Raw genomic sequence first — 19,021 nt, forward strand, 5'->3', positions numbered from 1 at the left:
GCTGGTAACTGGCGGCGATGACGCGTCGCAACGAAGGATCGCGAACCTGCGAAACTTGTAATTCCGCCGTCAGGATGTTGTCAGATTGGCCGGAAGACCTGCCGCACGACACGATCCAGGCCCACCGGGATCACTACGGACGCCAACCTCGCCGCGCGCCGCCCCAACGTAAACTCCGACCTCTGCTAGACTCGCCCTCGCCTCGGAGATGGAGCGGAGCGGCATGACGGAACGGGTGGTGGTGGTCGGCGCGGGGATGGCCGGCCTGTGGAGCGCCATGGCGCTGGCCGCGCCCGGCCGCGAGGTCGTGGTGCTGGACCGCGACCCGCCGCCGCCCGAGGGCGGGGCCGACGCCGCGTTCGACAGCTGGCAGCGGCGCGGCGTGGGCCACCTGCGGCACAGCCACGCCTTCCTCGCGCGCCTGCGCACCATCGTGCGCGACCGGCACCCGGCGCTGCTGGACGCCCTGCTGGCGGCGGGCTGCCGGGAACTCGGCTTCGAGGGCTCGCTGACGGCCAAGCACAAGGAACGCTACGTCCCCGCGCCCATCGACCGCGACCTGGCCATCCTGACCAGCCGCCGCACCACCCTGGAACTGGAGATGCGGCGCTACGCCGAGCGGCTGCCCGGCGTCGAGATCCGCCCCGAGACGTTCGTGAAGACCGTGGTCGTGGAAGCGGGCTCGCCGCCGCGCGTCACCGGCGTACGCCTGGAGGACGACAGCCTGCTGACGGCCGATCTGGTGGTGGACGCCGCCGGCCGGACCTCGCAGGCGTTCGAGCAGCTCGCCGAAGCCGGCGTCACCATCCCCGAGACGTCCGAGGCGTGCGGCGTGATCTATTTCACCCGCCACTACCGCCTGAATCCCGGCTGCGAGGAGCCGCCGCGCGGCCGGGCGGGCTCCACCGGCGACCTCGGCTATCTCAAGTTCGGCGTCTTCCCCGGCGACAACGGGTGCTTCTCGATCACCCTGTGCGCGCCCGAGGTCGAGGAGGAGATGCGCAAGGCCATCGTCGACCCCGAGGTGTTCGACGCCATGTGCCGCGAGCTGCCCGGCGTGGCGCCCTGGATCGATCCCGAGCGGGCGACGCCCACCAGCCGGGTGTTCGGCATGGGCCAGCTCGAGAGCCGCTGGCGCGAGATGGCGCCCGAGGGCCGGCCGGCGGTGACGGGCTTCTTCCCCGTCGGCGATTGCGTGGTGCGGACCAACCCGCTCTATGGCCGGGGCTGCTCGTTCGCGGCGGTGAGCGCCCACCTGCTGCGCGATGTCCTGGACGCCGGACGCGACCCAGGCCAGCGCCTGATCGCCTATCGCGCCGGCCTGGAGCGGGAGCTGCGCCCCTATTACGAGGTGATGAAGCAGTCCGACCGGGCCGCCATCCGCCGCGCGCGCGCCGCCCTGCTGCCGGGCTCGAAGCCCAGCTTGCGGGGACGCGTCATGAAAAGCTTCCTGGAGGACGGCGTGGCGGTGGCGATCCGCGAGGACGTGGACCTGCTGCGCGAGTTCCTGCGTGGTTTCCACATGTTGGAGCATCCCCAGGCCTGGCTGCGGCGGCCGCGCAACATGGCCAGGATCCTCCGCACCTGGGCGCGCGGGAAAGCGCGGAACGCCGACCTCTATCCCGCCAGGGGCGGGCCCGATCGGACCGAGATGCTGCAGAAGGTCGGCGTTTCGGTGACGGCGGACAGGGAGCGCCTTCAGGCTGCGGCCTGACGCGCGATCCCGCTTCCCGCCGTGGATAGAGCCCTCGGCTTGACCGCCCCGACGTAAAGGGTCTTGCCTCCTCCCGAAGAGATCCCGGGAGGACACCCATGTCGGACTACAGGCTTCTGATCGGCGGCGAACTGGTGGCGGGCGACGCCACGCTGGACGTCGTGAACCCGGCCACCGAGGAGGTGTTCGCCACCTGCGCGCGGGCCTCGAAGGCGCAGCTCGACCAGGCGGTGGCGGCCGCCCAGGCGGCCTTCCCGGCCTGGAGCGGCGCCCCGATCGACGACCGCCGGGCGGTGCTGGTGAAGATCGCCGACGCGATCCAGGCCAATCTCCAGGACCTCGCCCGTCTCCTGACCCAGGAACAGGGCAAGCCGCTGGCCGACGCCACCGGCGAGATCTTCGGCGCCTCGGCGTTCTTCCGCTACTTCGCCACCCTGAGCCTGGATTCGAAGGTGGTGCAGGACGACGCGTCGGGCCGGATCGAGGTGCGTCGCCGCCCCCTCGGCGTCGTGGGCTGCATCGTGCCCTGGAACTTCCCCGTGATGCTGATGGCCTTCAAGGTCCCCGCCGCCCTCCTGGCCGGCAATACGGTGATCGTGAAGCCGGCGCCGACCACCCCGCTGACGGCGCTGAAGCTGGGCGAGATCATCCGGGACATCGCGCCGCCGGGCGTCGTGAACATCATCGCCGACGCCAACGACCTGGGCGGCGAGATGACGAAGCATCCGGGCATCCGCAAGATCAGCTTCACCGGCTCGACCGAGACCGGCAAGAAGGTGATGGCCGGCGCGGCCGATGCGCTCAAGCGCGTGTCGCTGGAGCTCGGCGGCAACGACGCCCTGATCGTCCTGGACGACATGGACCCCAAGGAGACGGCGCCCAAGGTGCTGGGCGCGGCCATGCAGAACGCCGGCCAGGTCTGCATCGCGGCCAAGCGCATCTACGTCCACGAGAGCCAGTACGACGCCATGTGCGACGAGCTGGCCCGGCTGGCCGGCGAGATGGTGGTGGGCGACGGCCTCGAACAGGGCGTCCAGATGGGGCCGCTGCAGAACCGGCAGCAGTTCGAGAAGGTCATGGGCTTCATCGAGGGCGCGAAGAAGGACGGCAAGGTCATCGCCGGCGGCGGCCGCAAGGGCGACAAGGGCTATTTCATCCAGCCCACCATCGTCCGCGACATCGAGGACGGCGCGCAACTCGTCGACGAGGAGCAGTTCGGCCCGGTGATGCCCGTCATCAAATACTCCGACCCGGCCGAGGCGGTGCGGCGGGCCAACGCCTCGATCTACGGCCTCGGCGGCTCGATCTGGGCCAAGGACACCGAGAAGGCGTGGGGCCTGGCCGAACAGATGGAATCCGGCTCGGTGTGGGTGAACAAGCACGCCGACCTCAAGCCCCACCTGCCCTTCGGCGGCGCCAAGTTCTCCGGCGTCGGCTCCGAGCTCGGCGAAGAGGGCCTGAAGGAGTTCACCCAGGTCCAGGTGCTCAACATGGCGAGGTAAGCCACCCATCCCTCCCCTTCATGGGGAGGGATGAGGCGTTCAGGTCAGGCGGCCGATGGTGACGGGACCGAAGGTCATGAAGACATATGTCGAGCCGCTTGGACCTCGATAGGCCCCGGTCGCGCCGGCCAGATGGCATGCGACGGCCGTGAACTGCCACGCGGCCTGCTCGTCGCACTCCACTTTCCGACGCGTGTAGTCCGAGAGGCCATGCTCCTCGCCAAAGCGGCGGGCCAGTTCCGCGTCGCGCGCCAGTTCGGGCAGGACGGACGGGTGGTCCCAGCCCCACAACCAGGTTCCGTCTTCGGAACTGTAGGTCCCGATCACCTGGACCGCAGCCGATACGATCCGCCCATCCCCGCTGAAGGTGATAAGGCCCGACTCCAGGCTGACGTTCCAACGCTCGGTGCTTCCGAGGCCCCAGGCCATGTTCGACCGGGTCTTCTCCTGCAGCGCCGCCATGCTCCGCGCGAGCGTGGCCTCCGGCTCGCGCGGCCCGAACGGGTCGCGCCTGCGCGTCATATCAGCCCGCTGAGCGGCGACGACGGGTCGGCGTAGAGGCGCTTGCCCATGCGGCCGGCGAGGTAGGCTTCGCGGCCGGCGATGACGGCGTGCTTCATGGCGCGGGCCATGCGGAGGGGATCCTTCGCCTCGGCGATGGCGGTGTTCATCAGGACCGCATCGCAGCCCAGCTCCATGGCGATCACCGCGTCCGAAGCCGTGCCGACGCCGGCGTCCACCAGGACGGGGACCTTCGTCTGCTCGATGATGAGGCCGAGGTTCAGCAGGTTCTGGATGCCGCGGCCCGATCCGATGGGCGCCGCCGCGGGCATGATGGCCGCCGCGCCGGCGTCCTCCAGCTTCCTCGCATAGACCGGGTCGTCCGAGCAGTAGACCATCACCTGGAAGCCGTCGGCGATCAGCAGCTTCAGCGCCCGCAGCGTCTCCTCCATGTCGGGCAGCAGGTGCGGGGTATTGGACAGCACCTCCAGCTTCACCAGGTCCCAGCCGCCGGCCTCGCGCGCCAGGCGCAGGGTGCGGACCGCGTCCTCGCCGGTAAAGCAGCCCGCGGTGTTGGGCAGGAAGGTGAAGCGGTCGGGCTTCACATGGTCCACCAGCATCGGCTGGCTGGGGTCGCTGAGGTTCACGCGCCGCAGCGCCACGGTGACGATCTCGGCCCCCGCCGCCTCGGCGGCGGCGGCGTTCTGAGCGTAGTCCTTGTACTTGCCGGTGCCGACGATCAGGCGCGAGCGGAAGGTGCGACCCGCGACGGTCCAGGTATCCTCGGTCTTGTGGGTCGCGCCGTCCACGTCAGCCGCCTCCGATGAAATGCACGATCTCGATCCGGTCGCCGTCGGCGAGCGGGGTCTTCGCATAGGCCGAACGCGGCACGATCTCCAGGTTCCGCTCCACGGCCACCTTTCGCGGATCCAGTTCAAGCGCCGCCACCAGCGCCGCCACGTCGGCGACGCCGGGAAACGCGCGGCTCTCTCCGTTGAGCGTCAGTCGCATGGCCCGCTTGTGGCCCCCCGCGGTGACGAAGACAAGGCGCCCGGTCCCGCGAGGCCGCGAAGCGGCGCCCCCTGAGTTTCGAGAACCACGAAAGACACGAAAGGCCACGAATAAGGTGTGTGCCGCGGCCCGTCGGGATCACTCCAGGGGATCCAGAGCGCTTTCGTGGCCTTTCGTGCCTTTCGTGGTTCCATGACGGAGCCTCCGCTCGCGCGGCGGCTCATCGCATATCCCGCCCGTCCTTGTGAGCGCCGCCGTTGATGGCTACAAGTCCGGCGGAATCGAGCGGCGGAGCCGAATGCCGAAACCGATCTATGTGCTGAGCGGTCCGAACCTCAACCTGCTGGGGACGCGCGAGCCCGAGATTTACGGCCACCAGACCCTGGACGACGTGCGCGGCCTCTGCGAGGCGCGGGCGCAGTCGCTGGGATTCGAGGTCGTGTTCCGCCAGTCCAACCATGAGGGCGACCTCGTCGACTGGATCCAGGAGGCCCGCGAGGCGGCGTGCGCCCTGGTGTTGAACCCGGCCGCCTATGGCCACACCTCGATCGCGCTGCTGGATGCGCTGAAGATGCTCTCCATTCCGATCGTGGAATGCCACCTGTCGAACCCCGCCGCGCGCGAGTCGTTCCGCCGGAAGACCTATGTGTCGCTGGCCGCGACGGGCGTGGTCTCGGGCTTCGGCGCCGCGAGCTATGAACTGGCCGTCGAGGCCGCCGCGGGCCTGGCCCGCTAGACCAAGACCGAAAGACAAGGGCCGACACCCATGCCGACCTCCTCGAAGGCGCCTGCCGATCCGTTCGACGCCCGCCTCGTGCGCAAGCTGGCCGACATCCTGACCGAAACCGGCCTCAGCGAGATCGAGGTGGAACAGGGCGAGTTGAAGATCCGGGTGGCCAAGACCCTCACGGCGGCTCCGGTCCAGCAGGTGCTGGCCGCGCCCGCTCCGGTGGCCGCCGCCCCCGTTGCGGCGTCCGCGCCCGCCTCCGGTTCCGCCGCCGAGGCCGCGCCCGCGGTCGCCGCGGGCGATGCCGTGAAGTCGCCGATGGTGGGCACCGTCTACCTCCAGCCCAATCCCGGGGCCCCGGCCTTCGTGAAGGTGGGCGACACGGTCGAGGCGGGCCAGACGCTGTTCATCGTCGAGGCGATGAAGACCATGAACCCGATCCCCGCCCCCCGCGGCGGCAAGATCGTGCAGATCCTGGTCGAGGACGCCCAGCCGGTGGAGTTCGGCGAGCCGCTCGCCATCATCGAGTAGCCGCCATGTTCGACAAGATCCTGATCGCCAACCGGGGCGAGATCGCCCTGCGCGTCCACCGGGCGTGCAAGGAGATGGGCATCTCCACCGTCGCCGTGCATTCCGAGGCCGACTCCAGCGCCATGTGGGTGCGGCTGGCGGACGAGAGCGTGTGCATCGGCCCGCCCCCGGCCGCCAAGAGCTACCTGCACATCCCGGCGATCATCGCCGCCTGCGAGATCACCGGCGCCCAGGCGGTGCATCCCGGCTACGGCTTCCTGTCGGAGAACGCCCGCTTCGCCGAGATCGTGAACGCCCACGGCTTCACCTTCATCGGACCCAAGCCCGAGCACATCCGCATGATGGGCGACAAGATCACCGCCAAGCAGGCGGTGAAGGCCGCCGGCATCCCCGTGGTCCCCGGCTCGGACGGCGCGGTCACCACCGAGGACGAGGCCATCGCCGCGGCCAAGGACATCGGCTTTCCCGTCCTGATCAAGGCCGCCGCCGGCGGCGGCGGGCGCGGCATGAAGGTGGCGAAGACCGAGGCCGACCTGGTCGAGGCCGTCCAGACCGCCCGCGCCGAGGCCAAAGCCGCGTTCGGCGACGACGCGGTCTACATGGAGCGCTACCTCCAGACCCCGCGGCATATCGAGCTTCAGGTCGTGGCCGACAGCCACGGCAACGTGGTCCACCTGGGCGAGCGCGACTGCTCGCTCCAGCGCCGCCACCAGAAGGTGCTGGAGGAGGCCCCCTCGCCCGCCATCGACGCCGCCGCCCGCGCGAAGATCGGCCAGGTGGTGGTCGATGCGGTCCGGGCCATCGGCTACCTGGGCGTCGGCACCATCGAGTTCCTGTACGAGAACGGCGAGTTCTTCTTCATCGAGATGAACACCCGCCTCCAGGTGGAGCACCCGGTCACCGAGGCCATCACCGGCATCGACCTGGTGCGCGAGCAGATCCGCATCGCCGCGGGCCTGCCGCTCAGCTTCAAGCAATCGGACGTGGTCTTCGAGGGCCACGCCATCGAGTGCCGGGTGAACGCCGAGAACCCCCGGACGTTCGCGCCCTCGCCCGGCCTGGTGACCGACTATCACGCCCCCGGCGGCCTGGGCGTGCGCATGGATAGCGCGCTCTACGCGGGCTATTCGATCCCGCCCTACTACGACAGCCTCGTGGGCAAGCTGATCGTCCACGGCCGCGACCGCGAGGAATGCATCGCGCGCCTGAACCGCTGCCTGGGCGAAATCGTCGTGGGTGGCATCGACACCAACATCCCGCTGTTCCAGGACCTGCTGCAACAGGACGACATCCTGAAGGGCGCCTACGACATCCACTGGCTCGAACGCTGGATGGCGAGCCAGGCTTAGGCGCGCGCCCCCCGAAGAACACGAACGGGTGGAGCTTGTCTCCCACGCCTCCGCGCGAGCGGAGGCCCCGCTATGGAAAACCACGGAAAACACGGAATCGCAGCTTCGCCTTCCGTGTCCTTCCGTGTTTTCCGTGGTTCCTTGAGTCTAGAGAGCCGCCGCTTCGCGGCCTTTCAGGATCGGGCGTCGGCGATCCCGGCTTGCGTTCGTGGTTCGCGCGCTCAGGCGCGAAAGGTCAGGACGACGCGGAGGCCCGGCCCGGCGTCCTCCAGGCGCACGTCGGCGCCCTGATGGCGCGCGGCCGCGCGGACCAGGCTGAGGCCCAGGCCGAACCCGGGCTCGCTCTGACCACCCCGGTAGAACCGCTCGAACACCCGCTCCCGGTCCTGCGCCGGCACGCCCGGCCCGTCGTCGGACACGGTCACCTCGACCCGCTGGTCCCGGGTGCGGCCGGCCGCCAGCGTCACCGTGCCGCCCGCCGGCGCGAACTTGACCGCGTTGTCCAGCAGGTTCGAGACCATCTGGAAGATGAGGTCGCGGTCGCCCGGCGTCGTCAGGTCCGGCGCGATGTCCAGTTCGACCGTCTGGCCCTTCTCCTCGGCCGCCGGCTGATGCAGCTCCACCGCGTCCTTGAGCAGGGGACTCAGCGCGACCGACTCCAGGTCGCCCCGCGGACCGCTCTGGAGTCGGGCGATGCGCAGCAGGGCCTCGAACATGGACTGGAGGCGGGCCGCCTCGTCCAGGGCCGCGGCCGAACGCGCCTCGACCTCGGCGCGGTCGTCGGTGGAGGCCGCCAGTTCCTCCAGTTCGGCGCGCAGGCGGGTGAGCGGCGTGCGCAGTTCGTGGGCGATGTTGTCCGAGACCCGGCTGATCGACGAGACCAGTTCCTCGATGCGGCCCAGCATCTCGTTCAGGGTGGCCGAGAGCTGGTCGAAGTCGTCGCCGCTGCCATGCAGGGGGATCCGGCCCGACAGGTCGCCGCCGATCACGGCCCGCGCCGTCCGGTTGATGCTCTCCAGGCGCTTGGAGACGGCCCAGGTCATCACCAGACCGCCGATGAGCCCCAGCGCCAGGCTCATGCCCGAGCCCCAGAACAGCGCCTCCTCGATCAGGTCCTCCCGCTCGTCGAGGTCCTCGGTGTCCAGGCCCACCAGCAGGCGATAGCCGCCCGAGAGCAGCACGTCGCGGACCACGGCCTCGTGCTCCTCCTCGGAACCGCTGGCGTAGGTGTCGAACTCGTACCGGAGCCATTCCTCGCCGCGGTTGACCGGCCAGCTCGCCAGATTGACCGCCACCACGGCGCCGTTCGGCGCGATCAGCACATGGTACGGCATGCGAAGCGAGGGCGCGTTCGCCCGCCTGTCCAGCGCCAGGATGAGCGCGTCGCGGCCCTTCGTCTCGAAGATCCGGACCAGCTCGTCGCTCTCGTCCTGTATGCGCGCCTCGACGACCTGAAGCGGACGCCAGACGCCCGCCACATAGGCCACGCCCAGCATCACGCCGATCGAACCGCAGAACAGCGCGATGTAGATCAGCGTCAGCCGCAGCGTCAGGTGACGCAGAGGATTGCGCAGCCTCATGCGCGCAGCGTGTAGCCCATGCCCCGCACCGTCTGGAGCAGCGGCGGGTCGAAGTCCTTGTCGATCTTCTGGCGCAGGCGGCTGACGTGCTGGTCGATGATGTTGGTCTGGGGATCGAAGTTGTAGTCCCAGACCGCCTCCAGCAGCATGCTGCGGCTGACCACGCGCCCGGCGTTGCGGAGCAGATACTCCAGCAGCAGGAATTCGCGGGTGGTCAGGTCGATGGACTGACCCTGCCGGGTGACGGTGCGCGACAGGAGGTTCATCTCCAGGTCGGCCAGGCGAAGCTCGGTGGCCTCCTCCTGGACCACGCCCTTGCGCCGGCTGAGCGCCTCGACGCGGGCCAGCAGTTCGGAGACGGCGAAGGGCTTGGCCAGGTAGTCGTCGCCCCCGGCCCGCAGGCCCTTCACCCGGTTGTCCACGTCGCCCAGGGCCGAGAGGATCAGCACCGGCGTGCTGTCGCCGGAGGCCCGCATGGTCTGGAGGATCTTCAGGCCGTCCACATTGGGCAGCATGCGGTCGAGGACGATCACGTCGTACGTCTCGGACGCCACCTGGAACAGCGCCTGGCGGCCGTCGGCCACATGGTCGACCAGCCAGCCCTCGCCCTTCAGGCCCTTGACGACGTGGCTCGCCACCCGCGCGTCATCCTCGACCACCAGCACATGCATGCCCGACTCCGCGGCCGCCTCAGTCGCCGATCAGGGGCATGATGGCGCCCGTACGGACATCCACAAGCACGTCCCGATCCTGGGCGCCGATCAGCTCGACCTCGTAGTAGTGCCGCCCGCCCCGGCGCTCCAGGCCGATCTCGGTGACCTTGCCCTTGGTGGCTTCCTCCACCGCGGCGATGGTCTGGCTCAAGCTGCGCGGCGCGGTCTGGACCGCCCGCAGGTGCTCGCGCGGAAGCATCGGAATGCGGGCGCGGAGCGGCGTGGACTGGCGCACGATCCGGCCCGTCTGGGCGTCGACTTTCACCTCGATCGGCTTGCCGTCCTTCACCAGCTCGATCTCGTAGACCATGTCGCCCAGGTCCATGTCGAACTCGGCGTCATAGGCGCGGGCGCCAAGCTCGCGCTCGGCGGTGGCCACAGCCTGGGCCAGGGTCACCTTGGGGCGCACCACCTGAGCGGCGGCCGGGCCAAAGGCCGGGACGGCCAGCATCATGGCGGCCGAAAGGCCCAGAAGGGTGGATCGCAACATCATCTCAGAACTCCGTATTGGGCCCCCGCAGCGGATCGGATAGCCGGGGCGGCTGACGCTCGCCTTCCGCGCGGATTTGAATTTCGTCATGCGCCGGGCGCGCGCCCAGCACGACGGCGCACATGCGGTCCAGCACCGCCTCCAGGTCGAAGTCCTCGGCGCGCGCGCCGGGCAGGATGCGGTGGCGGGGGTTCAGTTGCAGGGCGATGGCGTCCGCCAGGGCGTCGGGGTCCCGCGCGTCGGCCAGCCGGCCGAACCGGCCCTGCCCCAGGACCTCGGCGGCGTTTCCCGCCCCGTCGCCGGCCACCACGGGCGCGCCGCAGGCCAACGCCTCCAGCAGGCTGTTGGAGGCGCCTTCCCACAGCGACGGCAGCACGAACGCCGCCGCCCGCGCCACGATGGGGAACGGATCGGCCGTCTCGCCCTCGAACCGCACGGCCGAGGCCACGCCCAGTTCGCGGGCCAGTCGCCGCAGGGGCGCCACATGGGCCGCCGGCGCCTTGCCCAGGATCAATAGACGCAGATCGGAGCGGCCCGTGGCGTGCAGCCGCGCCAGCGCGTGGATCAGCGCCCCGTAGTTCTTCTGCGGATGCACCCGGCCGACAGCCACCAGGTAGGGGCGGCTGTCGTTGGTCCAGGCATGGAGGCCGGGACGGGCGGCGCACGCGCGCACGCGCGCGACATCCACGCCGTTGGCGAGGGCCACGACCCGACCGTCCCGGTGGGCGCGCCGGAACGCGCCGAGGCGTGAGAGGGCCTCCGACACGCAGACCAGCCGGGTCGCGTCTCCGGCGATCAGCCCCAGCCCCGCATGGCGCAGCATGCGACGCAGGCCGAGTCGGCCGTCATGGGCCGGGTCGTTGCTGATGCGGTAGATCCGGGGGATGCCGGGCTGCCCGCGCAGCGCCGCCCAAAGGGGCAGGTGGGCGTGGTTGCCCATCGACACCACCACGGCCGGGTCCAGCGCCAGGATCCGCGCCCGAAGCGCGGCCACCGCCGCGGCCAGCGCCAGGCCCCGGGGTCCGCGCCCGCGGCCCAGGCAGGTGAGCGAAGGGCCGCGCAGCTCGCGCGCCAGGGCGCCGCCTTCCAGGCAGATCACCTCGACCGCCACGCCCCGCCGGGCCAGGGCGTTGGCCAGATGGACGGTGTTGCGGGCGACGCCATCGGCGGCGAGCCCACCGCAGAAGAGGGCCACGGGACGATTTCCGGACATGGTCCCAGAATGGCCGGCGCCCCTGACGGCCACGTCGCCCCGACATTTGCTTTTCGCCATGTTCGCCGTGCGGGGCTTCGCGTTAGACGTCGGGTATGGCCGCCTTCGACGCCGACGACCTTCTCGACTGCTACGCGCGGGGCGTGTTCCCGATGGCCGACGCGCGCGAGGATTCCCGCGTCTTCCTGATCGACCCCGAGCGGCGGGGCGTGATCCCGCTGGACGCCTTCCACGTGCCGCGGCGGCTGGCGCGCACCGTGCGCGGCGATCCGTTCGAGGTGCGTATCGACACCGCGTTCCATGCCGTGATCCTGGCTTGCGCCGCCTCGGGGCCGGGGCGCACCGAGACCTGGATCAACCGCCCGATCGAGGCGCTCTACCTCGACCTGCACCGCCTCGGCCACGCGCACAGCGTGGAGTGCTGGCAGGGCGGCGCGCTCGTGGGCGGGCTCTATGGCGTGTCCCTGGGCGGCGCGTTCTTCGGCGAGAGCATGTTCTCACGGCGGCGCGACGCCTCGAAGGTGGCGCTGGTCCATCTCGCCGGGCGGCTGATCGCGGGCGGTTACCGTCTTCTGGACACCCAGTTCCTGACCGAACACCTCACGCAATTCGGCGCCGTCGAGATCGCGCGGGCCGACTATCACGCGCGCCTGCGCGCCGCCGTCGCGGCGGCGGGCGACTTCTACGCGATCGGCGCGGGCGGCTCGGATGGCGCGGCGGGCGGAGGCGCCGGGGCTGGCGCGGAGGGCGCCTCGGGGGCCGGCGCCGGAACCGGGACGGTCGGCGGCGGGAGCGTCAACGTCGGGGAGGCCGGCGACGGGGCGGCCTGCGACGGGGCGGCCTGCGATGGGCGGGCCGTCGGCTGGGGTCCCGGCGGGAGTGTCGGCGCCTTGACGGGCGGAGCCGCCGGATTTCCGACGTCGGCCGGCGCGGCCTTGGGCGCCGGCGTCGGCGCGGCGGCGACCACCGGCGAACTGGTCCTGCAGCTGATCGCCCAGGCGTCGTAGATCGGGTGTTCCAGCGGGTTCAGGCTGGGCGAGGCCGCGAACATCCAGCCACGGAACGCTTCGCGCGCCGGCGGCGTCGGACGGCCCGGCTGCGGGCGCGGCTGGGCGTCGATGGTCAGATAGACGATGGAATCGGCCACCGCCTCGTCCGGCGCCGAGCGCTCGCAGGCCCGGACCGTGAAGACCAGGCCCTTCCAGCGCACCGGCGCGCCCACCCGCGCCTCGAACCGCAACGTCTCGGCCGTGATCTTGTCCAGCGCCTGGATGACCGCCACCTCGTAGCGGGCGCGCCGGGTCGGGGCCTCCACCGGCTTCTCGGCCACCTGGTCCTTGGGCGGCGGCGCAGGCGCCACCTCCCCCGGCTGGACGGGGGGCGCGGCGACGGGCGGTGGCGGCAGCGCGATCGTGACGGGCGGCGCCTCCTCGGCGACGGGCCGTCCCGGCTCGGGGGCGACGGGCGTCTCCACCGGGCCAGGCGCCGCAGAGCCGGGCGCCCCGGAGCCGGGCGCCCCGGAGCTGGGCGAAATGGGGCTGGGCGAAATGGGGGCCGCCGGCTGCGCCACCACGCCACCCGCCACGACCAGTCCCGTCGCGAGCGCGGCGACCCCGGCGCCCGCGAGGGCGATCGGCAGGACGCGACGGTGGCGGCGGGGGACGCTCACGCTTATTCCGGCGACCAGGCCTCGTAGTCGCCCGCGGCGCGCTGGCGTTCGCCTCCGCGGGCGAGCGCGCCCTGAGGGCGGCGGGCGTAGATCGTGCCAGTCAGGTTGGGGAGATGATCCTTCTCCCACGCCTGGCGCCGCAGCGGCGCCTCGGTCGGCGGCTCGTCATAGGTGTAGCGCAACCAGCCGTGCCAGTCGGGCGGCACCTTCGAGGCGTCGGCATAGCCCTTGTAGACCACCCACCGCCGCTTGCGGCCGCGGTCGTAGCTGTCGCGGTCGTCACGGGCTTCGTAGTAGCGGTTGCCCAGCTCGTCCTGGCCGACGAAGCGCCCGCGGCGCGAGATGGTGAAGAGGACGCCCGGCGTGGCGCCGTTCCACCAGGTGAAGATCGTCTTCAGGACAGACACGCTCGGGCCCTTCGGGGTCGGAAATTCGCGCGGACTATAGGCGGGCGCCCCCGGAGCGTCCAGCGTCGGCCCGACGCGGCGGCGCCTTCAATATGTTGGGGATGAACGCCCCTCGGCCCGCTACATCTATTGTCGGAGCCGCGAGCGGCGCCCTACCCTTCCGCTCGTCAGGGAGTCGGACCGGATGGACAGCGAGACACCGCGCGCCGGAATCGAGGGGCGCATCCTGGAACTGGCCGACCGGCTGGTCGAGGTCGAGGCGCCGATCCACTTCACCAATGCGCGGGTCGAGGCCTGGATCGAATGGGCCGGCGGCCGGACCGACCTGGCCACCGCCATCGCCGACCACGCCCACGAACTGGCCGCGCGCGCCCAGGATCGGGGCCTGACACGGAACCTGCGCGAACGGACGCGGCTGCGCGAATCCGTGGCCGAGGGCCTGCGCCTGGGTTGGCTGGCGCTGGCGCCTCGCCGGCCGCCGCCGCTGCGGCTGGAAGGCGGCGCGGGCGCCCTCGACCGCATGGTGGCCGACCACCGCGGCCGGCAGGCGGCGAATGCTGCGGCGGCGGCGATGGCGGCGCGGCTCCAGGCCGTGATGGATGCGGTCCTGCGCTGCGCGGGCGAACCCGAGGCGTGCGCCGATCCCGCTCGCAACCCGGGCCTGGCGCGTGCGGCCGAAGCGGCGCGCACCGCCGGCGCGGACGACTCCCTGATCCTCGACGCCGTCGCCCTGGCCCGCTCGGGCGTGGGCGACTGGCCGACTCCGCCGCGCGCCGGGGCGGCCGAACCCCTGTCCGGGACGTGTGTCGCGGCCTGCGACGACCCCGCCGCCGCGGCGCGCGCGGCGTGGGCGACCGGGAGACTGATCCTGGCCGCTTCCGGAGACGCCGCTGCGATCGCCGAAGCCGAAGGCCTGGCGACAGCCGGCGTCGAACTCATGGCCTGGTGGTGTGACGGCGCGTTTTCGGCCGAAGCCTTCGCCGCGGCCGTCCGGGTCGCGGCGACCGCGCTCGCGGCCAGCGACGAGGGCCCTGGCCGGCTGGGCCTCGCGGGCCTGGGCGACTGGCTGGCGGCCCACGGGTTCGACTACGACAGCGACGCCGCCCGCGCCGCGGCGGCCAATCTCTTCCGGGCCGCCCGCGAGGCGATCTCCGACCTGGACGCCGATATCCGCCTGGCGCTGGTCAGCGATCCCGAGCTGGCGCTGCGCCTGGGGGCTCCGCTGGACGGTTCGGCCTGGTCCGGACCCGTCGCCCACGCCGAACTGGCCGCCGGCGAGACCGTGCGGGTCCTCTCGGAAGCCGGCGTCCACGCCCTGGCCGCGCACGGCATCGGCCTGGACGACGCGCGCCCCGCCCTCCTGGGCCATCGCGCGCTGGCCGGAGCGCCCGGCGTCAATCCCGAGACCCTCGCGGCGCGGGGCTTCAGCGCGCTCGAGATCGAGGCCGCCCAGGCGGAGCTGCCTTTCGCGCCCACGCTGGCGGCGGCGTTCTCGCTCCAGGTCCTGGGCGAGGGCTTTGTCCGCGACGTCCTGGGGGCGACGCCCGAACAGTTGGCCGACCCCCGGCTGGACGTCCTCGCCCTCGCGGGGTTCACGGACGACGAGGTGGCGGCGGCCGAGGCCTACGCCCTCGGGCGCGACGGCTTCGCCGAAGGCGGGCCGGCGGGCGAAGCCGTCCGCCGCGCCCTGCGGCCCGCCGGCCAGCTTCCGGCGGCGGCGCACGCCGCCCTGCTGCGCGCCGTGGCCGGAGCGGTCGACGTCCCCCCGGTCCTCAACGTCACCCTGCCCTGGAACGCGACGCCCGGCGACGTCGAGGCCATCGTCGAAACGGCCGGGGTCGAAACGGCCGGGGTCGCCGTGCGGGTGCGGCGCAACGCCGCGCCGGCCGACGCCGCGCTGGCGATTCCGGCCGCCCCCGACCGGCCCGCGCGGGCCGACGCGCCCGTCGCGGAACGCGTGGTCGAGGAACGGATCGTCGAGCGGGTGATCGAACGCGACCGCACCCGCCGTAAGCTGCCCGACCGGCGCAAGGGCTACATCCAGAAAGCCAGTGTCGGCGGCCACAAGGTCTATCTGCACACCGGCGAGTACGACGACGGCGAGCTGGGCGAGATCTTCATCGACATGCACAAGGAAGGCGCGGCCTTCCGCTCGCTGATGAACAACTTCGCCATCGCCGTGTCCCTGGGCCTCCAGCACGGGGTGCCGCTGGACGAGTTCGTCGAGGCGTTCGTGTTCACGCGCTTCGAGCCGGCCGGCCCCGTGACCGGAAATGATTCCGTGAAATCAGCGACGTCCATCCTGGACTACATCTTCCGCGAGCTGGGGGTCAGCTACCTGGGCCGCGACGACCTGGCCAACGCCGATCCCGGCGAACTGAACGCCGACGGCCTGGGCCGCGGCAAGGCCGACGACGTGGCGGGCCTGGACGGCGAGCCTGAGATGCATCCCGCCTCGCGCTTCATCTCGCGCGGTTTCGCCCGCGGGGCGGCGCCCGACAACCTCGTCTTCCTGCCCGGCGCCGGCCGGCCCGCGGGGCCGGCCGCCCTGGCCGCCGCCGAGGTCTGCGCGGCCTGCGGGGACATCGCCGTGGTGCGCAAGGGCCAGGCCATGATCTGCGAGACCTGCGGCGCACGGGCGGCCCGCGCCAACGACGACCTGGCCGGCTGACCCGCACCACGTTACCGCGATTTAAGTGGCGCCCGGCCGCGCTTTGCGGGCAGAGCACAAGCATGACGCATGGGATTCCGTCCTGACATGACGCGCACCGCCCGCCGTTTCGCGGTCGACGCCGCCGCCGTCCTGGTCCTGGCCGCCGCCACGCTGGCCGGCCCGGCGCTGGCCAGCGACAAGGCGATCCAGCGGCAGACGTCGTTCGGGGGCTCGTGCGTGAAATGCGAGCTGGCGGGACGCAACCTGGCCGGCGCGCGGATCGTGGGCGCCAATTTCGCCGGGGCGAACCTGATGGGCGCCAACCTGCGCGACGCTAGGTTCCACGCCTCGAACTTCGCCGGCGCCGACCTGACCAAGGCCGACCTCACCGACTCCGCGATGGCCGGCGCCAACTTCTCCGGAGCCGACCTGTCGAACGCCCGCCTGCGCTCGGCCGAGGCCAACGGCGTGGCGTTCGTGGCCGCGACCCTCTCCCGCGCCGACCTCACCGACGCCCAGGCCTCGGGCGCCGCCTTCCGGCGCGCGGTGCTCGTCGGCATGGTCGCCCGCAACGCCAAGCTGCGCGGCGCCAACTTCGACGGCGCCCGCCTCGCGTCGGCCGTGCTGCGCGGCGCCTCGCTCCAGGGCGCGAGCCTGTCCAGGGCCGAGGCCCAGGGCGCCGAGTTCCGCGACGCCGACCTGACGGGCGCCAACCTTTCGGGCGGATCCTTCGCCGACGCCTCGTTCCGCTCCGCCGACCTCAGCCAGGCGAACCTGAGCGGCGCCGGGTTCGACGGGGCCGACTTCCGCGACGCCGGACTGCGTCGGGCCCTGCTGCACGGCGCCGACCTGGCCAACGCCCGCGGCCTGAAGCAGGACCAGCTCGACGACGCCTGCGGCGACAGCCGCACCAAGCTGCCCCGCGGGCTTTCGGTGCGTCCTTGCACCGGCGTGCGGCTGATCGTGAAACCCGGCGTCGTGCAGCACCGGGCGCTGCAGATGGTTCCGGCAGTGCCAGCCTCGCCGGTCTCGCCGCCCAGTCCCCCGTCGCCGCCCAACCCGCGCTACATCACCACCGTCAGCCCCTGAGGGCGTCCAGGTTGAGGGCGTCCAGGCTGAGGGCGTCCAGGGCCGCGCTCAGACCTTGATCGGCGGGGCCAGCCGGATGTGCAGCTCCTTGAGCTGCTTCTCCGACACCTCCGAGGGGGCGTTCATCATCAGGTCCTGCCCCTGCTGGTTCAGCGGGAAGGCGATGACCTCGCGGATGTTGCTCTGGTTGGCCAGCAGCATGACGATCCGGTCCACGCCGGGCGCCAGGCCCCCGTGCGGCGGCGCCCCATAGCGGAAGGCGTTCAGCATGCCGCCGAACTCGCGCTCGACCGTCTCGGCCGAATAGCCGGCGATCTCGAACGCCCGCAGCATGATGTCGGGCCGGTGGTTCCGGATCGCGCCCGAGCACAGCTCCACGCCGTTGACGACGATGTCGTACTGGTAGGCGAGGATATCCAGCGGGTCCTTGGTGTTCAGGGCCTCCAGCTCGCCCTGCGGCATCGAGAACGGGTTGTGCGAGAAGTCGACGTGGTTCGTCTCCTCGTTCATCTCGTACATCGGGAAGTCGACGATCCAGACGAAGTCGAAGCGGTCGTCGCTGACCAGGCCCAGGTCCGTGCCCACCTTGGTCCGCGCCAGGCCGGCGAACTTGTAGAAGGCCTTCGGGTCGCCGGCGACGAAGAAGGCCGCGTCGCCATGACCCAGGCCGAGCTGGGTCATCAGGCCGTCCGTGGCCGGGGCGCCCAGGTTCTTGGCGATCGGCCCGCCCCAGCCGCCCTGGTCCTCGCTCCAGAACACATAGCCCAGGCCGGGCTGGCCCTCGCCCTGGGCCCACGCGTTCATGCGGTCGCAGAAGGCGCGGCTGCCGCCCTTCGGCCCCGGGATCGCCCAGACGGCGTTCTTCGTGTCTTCCAGGATGCGCGCGAAGAGGCCGAAGCCCCCGCCGCGGAACCGCTCCGAGACGTCCTGCATCACCAGCGGGTTGCGCAGGTCGGGCTTGTCGCTGCCGTACTTGGAGATGGCCTCGCGGTAGGGCAGGCGCGGGAACGGATACGGCGTCACCGTCTTGCCGTTCGCGAATTCCTCGAAGACGCCGTGCAGCACCGGCTCGATGGCGGCGAACACGTCCTCCTGGGTGACGAAGCTCATCTCGACGTCGAGCTGGTAGAACTCGCCCGGCGAGCGGTCGGCGCGGGCGTCCTCGTCCCGGAAGCACGGCGCGATCTGGAAATAGCGGTCGAAGCCCGCGACCATCAGCAGCTGCTTGAACTGCTGCGGCGCCTGGGGCAGCGCGTAGAACTGGCCGGGATGCAGGCGCGAGGGCACCAGGAAGTCGCGCGCCCCCTCGGGCGACGACGCCGTCAGGATGGGGGTCTGGAACTCGTTGAACCCCTGCTCGGTCATCCGGCGACGGATCGAGGCGATCACCTGCGAGCGCAGCAGCACGTTGCGGTGGATCGTCTCCCGCCGCAGGTCGAGATAGCGGTGCTTCAGGCGGATCTCTTCCGGATAGTCCGGCTCGCCGAAGACCGGCAGCGGCAGCTCGCTGGCCTCGGACAGCACGTCGAGACCCCGCACCCGCACCTCGATCTCGCCGGTCGGCAGGTTCGGGTTCACGGTCTCGGGCGAACGGGCCACCACCTCGCCGTCCACCTTGATGACGCTCTCGGTGCGAGCCCGCTCGATCAGGTTGAAGCCCGGCGTCTCGGGGCTGATGACGAGCTGGGTCAGGCCGTAGTTGTCACGCAGGTCCACGAAGACCAGGCCGCCGTGGTCGCGCTTGCGGTGGATCCAGCCCGAGACCCGAACGGTCTGGCCGGTGTCGGCGGCGCGAAGCGCGCCGCAGGTATGGGTGCGGTAGGCGTGCATTTCTTCAGGTGAAATCGGGGTGATCTGCGAGGCGCGGAAGGG

The 19,021-nt window shown here is 71.5% G+C and carries 17 protein-coding genes and 1 pseudogene; 8 read left to right on the forward strand and 10 right to left on the reverse strand.

Translation table 11 applies throughout. The annotated features are described in order from the left end of the window. The first annotated feature begins 223 nt into the window (after window positions 1-223). Together WG212_RS11805 and WG212_RS11810 are read left to right on the forward strand one after the other, a co-directional pair. Window positions 224-1,714, forward strand: coding sequence for an FAD-dependent oxidoreductase (locus tag WG212_RS11805; protein ID WP_337187296.1), 1,491 nt, complete (start codon window positions 224-226; stop codon window positions 1,712-1,714). A gap of 98 nt (window positions 1,715-1,812) precedes the next feature. Beyond that, window positions 1,813-3,216, forward strand: coding sequence for an aldehyde dehydrogenase family protein (locus WG212_RS11810; protein WP_337187297.1), 1,404 nt, complete (start codon window positions 1,813-1,815; stop codon window positions 3,214-3,216). 39 nt (window positions 3,217-3,255) lie between these two features. On the opposite strand, the gene WG212_RS11815 is transcribed toward WG212_RS11810, so the two are convergent. From WG212_RS11815 to thiS, 3 genes are read right to left on the reverse strand one after another with little or no spacing between them, the layout of a single operon-like run. Further along, window positions 3,256-3,738: a DUF6882 domain-containing protein gene (locus WG212_RS11815; protein WP_337187298.1), complete on the reverse strand. Its 483-nt coding sequence runs from the start codon at window positions 3,736-3,738 to the stop codon at window positions 3,256-3,258. Beyond that, window positions 3,735-4,526 carry a thiazole synthase gene (locus WG212_RS11820; protein WP_337187299.1) on the reverse strand — a complete coding sequence of 264 codons (792 nt, stop codon included), beginning with the start codon at window positions 4,524-4,526 and terminating at the stop codon, window positions 3,735-3,737. Before WG212_RS11820 ends, WG212_RS11815 begins: the two co-directional genes overlap by 4 nt. Before the next feature lies 1 nt (window position 4,527). Further along, the gene (thiS, locus tag WG212_RS11825) at window positions 4,528-4,728 is read right to left on the reverse strand and encodes a sulfur carrier protein ThiS (protein WP_337187300.1); all 201 of its coding nucleotides are present in this window, start codon (window positions 4,726-4,728) and stop codon (window positions 4,528-4,530) included. Window positions 4,729-5,026: 298 nt separating this feature from the next. Between thiS and aroQ the strand changes: the two genes are divergently transcribed. The 3 genes from aroQ to accC are packed head-to-tail and all read left to right on the forward strand — an operon-like array spanning window position 5,027 to window position 7,335. Further along, window positions 5,027-5,464 carry a type II 3-dehydroquinate dehydratase gene (gene aroQ, locus WG212_RS11830; RefSeq protein ID WP_337187301.1) on the forward strand — a complete coding sequence of 146 codons (438 nt, stop codon included), beginning with the start codon at window positions 5,027-5,029 and terminating at the stop codon, window positions 5,462-5,464. 30 nt (window positions 5,465-5,494) lie between these two features. Continuing rightward, window positions 5,495-5,986, forward strand: coding sequence for an acetyl-CoA carboxylase biotin carboxyl carrier protein (accB, locus tag WG212_RS11835; protein ID WP_337187302.1), 492 nt, complete (start codon window positions 5,495-5,497; stop codon window positions 5,984-5,986). 5 nt (window positions 5,987-5,991) lie between these two features. After that, complete coding sequence (accC, locus tag WG212_RS11840; RefSeq protein ID WP_337187303.1) at window positions 5,992-7,335, forward strand: acetyl-CoA carboxylase biotin carboxylase subunit; 1,344 nt, start codon at window positions 5,992-5,994, stop codon at window positions 7,333-7,335. Window positions 7,336-7,556: 221 nt separating this feature from the next. Here accC and WG212_RS11845 read toward each other — a convergent pair whose 3' ends face one another. From WG212_RS11845 to WG212_RS11860, 4 genes are read right to left on the reverse strand one after another with little or no spacing between them, the layout of a single operon-like run. Continuing rightward, the gene (locus tag WG212_RS11845; RefSeq protein ID WP_337187304.1) at window positions 7,557-8,915 is read right to left on the reverse strand and encodes an ATP-binding protein; all 1,359 of its coding nucleotides are present in this window, start codon (window positions 8,913-8,915) and stop codon (window positions 7,557-7,559) included. Next, window positions 8,912-9,586, reverse strand: coding sequence for a response regulator transcription factor (locus WG212_RS11850; protein WP_337187305.1), 675 nt, complete (start codon window positions 9,584-9,586; stop codon window positions 8,912-8,914). Before WG212_RS11850 ends, WG212_RS11845 begins: the two co-directional genes overlap by 4 nt. Window positions 9,587-9,605: 19 nt before the next feature. After that, a complete protein-coding gene (locus WG212_RS11855; protein WP_337187306.1) occupies window positions 9,606-10,121 on the reverse strand; it encodes a PepSY domain-containing protein in 516 nt (171 codons plus the stop codon). A 1-nt stretch (window position 10,122) separates the two neighbouring features. Beyond that, a complete protein-coding gene (locus WG212_RS11860; protein ID WP_337187307.1) occupies window positions 10,123-11,313 on the reverse strand; it encodes a glycosyltransferase in 1,191 nt (396 codons plus the stop codon). Between the two features lie 113 nt (window positions 11,314-11,426). On the opposite strand from WG212_RS11860, the pseudogene aat reads away from it, so the two are divergent. Continuing rightward, a pseudogene (gene aat, locus WG212_RS11865) lies at window positions 11,427-12,029 on the forward strand (leucyl/phenylalanyl-tRNA--protein transferase); the annotation flags it as partial. Here the strand turns inward: aat and WG212_RS11870 are convergent. Both WG212_RS11870 and WG212_RS11875 read right to left on the reverse strand, forming a co-directional pair. Next, window positions 12,014-13,000 carry a DUF2155 domain-containing protein gene (locus tag WG212_RS11870; RefSeq protein ID WP_337187308.1) on the reverse strand — a complete coding sequence of 329 codons (987 nt, stop codon included), beginning with the start codon at window positions 12,998-13,000 and terminating at the stop codon, window positions 12,014-12,016. The pseudogene aat and the gene WG212_RS11870 overlap by 16 nt on opposite strands. 2 nt (window positions 13,001-13,002) lie before the next feature. Beyond that, window positions 13,003-13,407, reverse strand: coding sequence for an NADH:ubiquinone oxidoreductase subunit NDUFA12 (locus WG212_RS11875; protein ID WP_337187309.1), 405 nt, complete (start codon window positions 13,405-13,407; stop codon window positions 13,003-13,005). Window positions 13,408-13,591: 184 nt separating this feature from the next. On the opposite strand from WG212_RS11875, the gene WG212_RS11880 reads away from it, so the two are divergent. Both WG212_RS11880 and WG212_RS11885 read left to right on the forward strand, forming a co-directional pair. Continuing rightward, the gene (locus WG212_RS11880) at window positions 13,592-16,078 is read left to right on the forward strand and encodes a ribonucleotide reductase (protein ID WP_337187310.1); all 2,487 of its coding nucleotides are present in this window, start codon (window positions 13,592-13,594) and stop codon (window positions 16,076-16,078) included. A gap of 87 nt (window positions 16,079-16,165) precedes the next feature. Then, window positions 16,166-17,149 (forward strand): pentapeptide repeat-containing protein, encoded by a 984-nt coding sequence (locus WG212_RS11885; RefSeq protein ID WP_337187311.1) that lies wholly within the window; start codon window positions 16,166-16,168, stop codon window positions 17,147-17,149. A 48-nt stretch (window positions 17,150-17,197) separates the two neighbouring features. On the opposite strand, the gene aspS is transcribed toward WG212_RS11885, so the two are convergent. Continuing rightward, the gene (gene aspS / locus WG212_RS11890; RefSeq protein ID WP_337187312.1) at window positions 17,198-18,979 is read right to left on the reverse strand and encodes an aspartate--tRNA ligase; all 1,782 of its coding nucleotides are present in this window, start codon (window positions 18,977-18,979) and stop codon (window positions 17,198-17,200) included. Window positions 18,980-19,021 lie beyond the last annotated feature (42 nt).

The organism is Phenylobacterium sp. (genome assembly GCF_037189685.1).
In the GTDB taxonomy this organism is placed as follows: Bacteria; Pseudomonadota; Alphaproteobacteria; order Caulobacterales; family Caulobacteraceae; genus Phenylobacterium.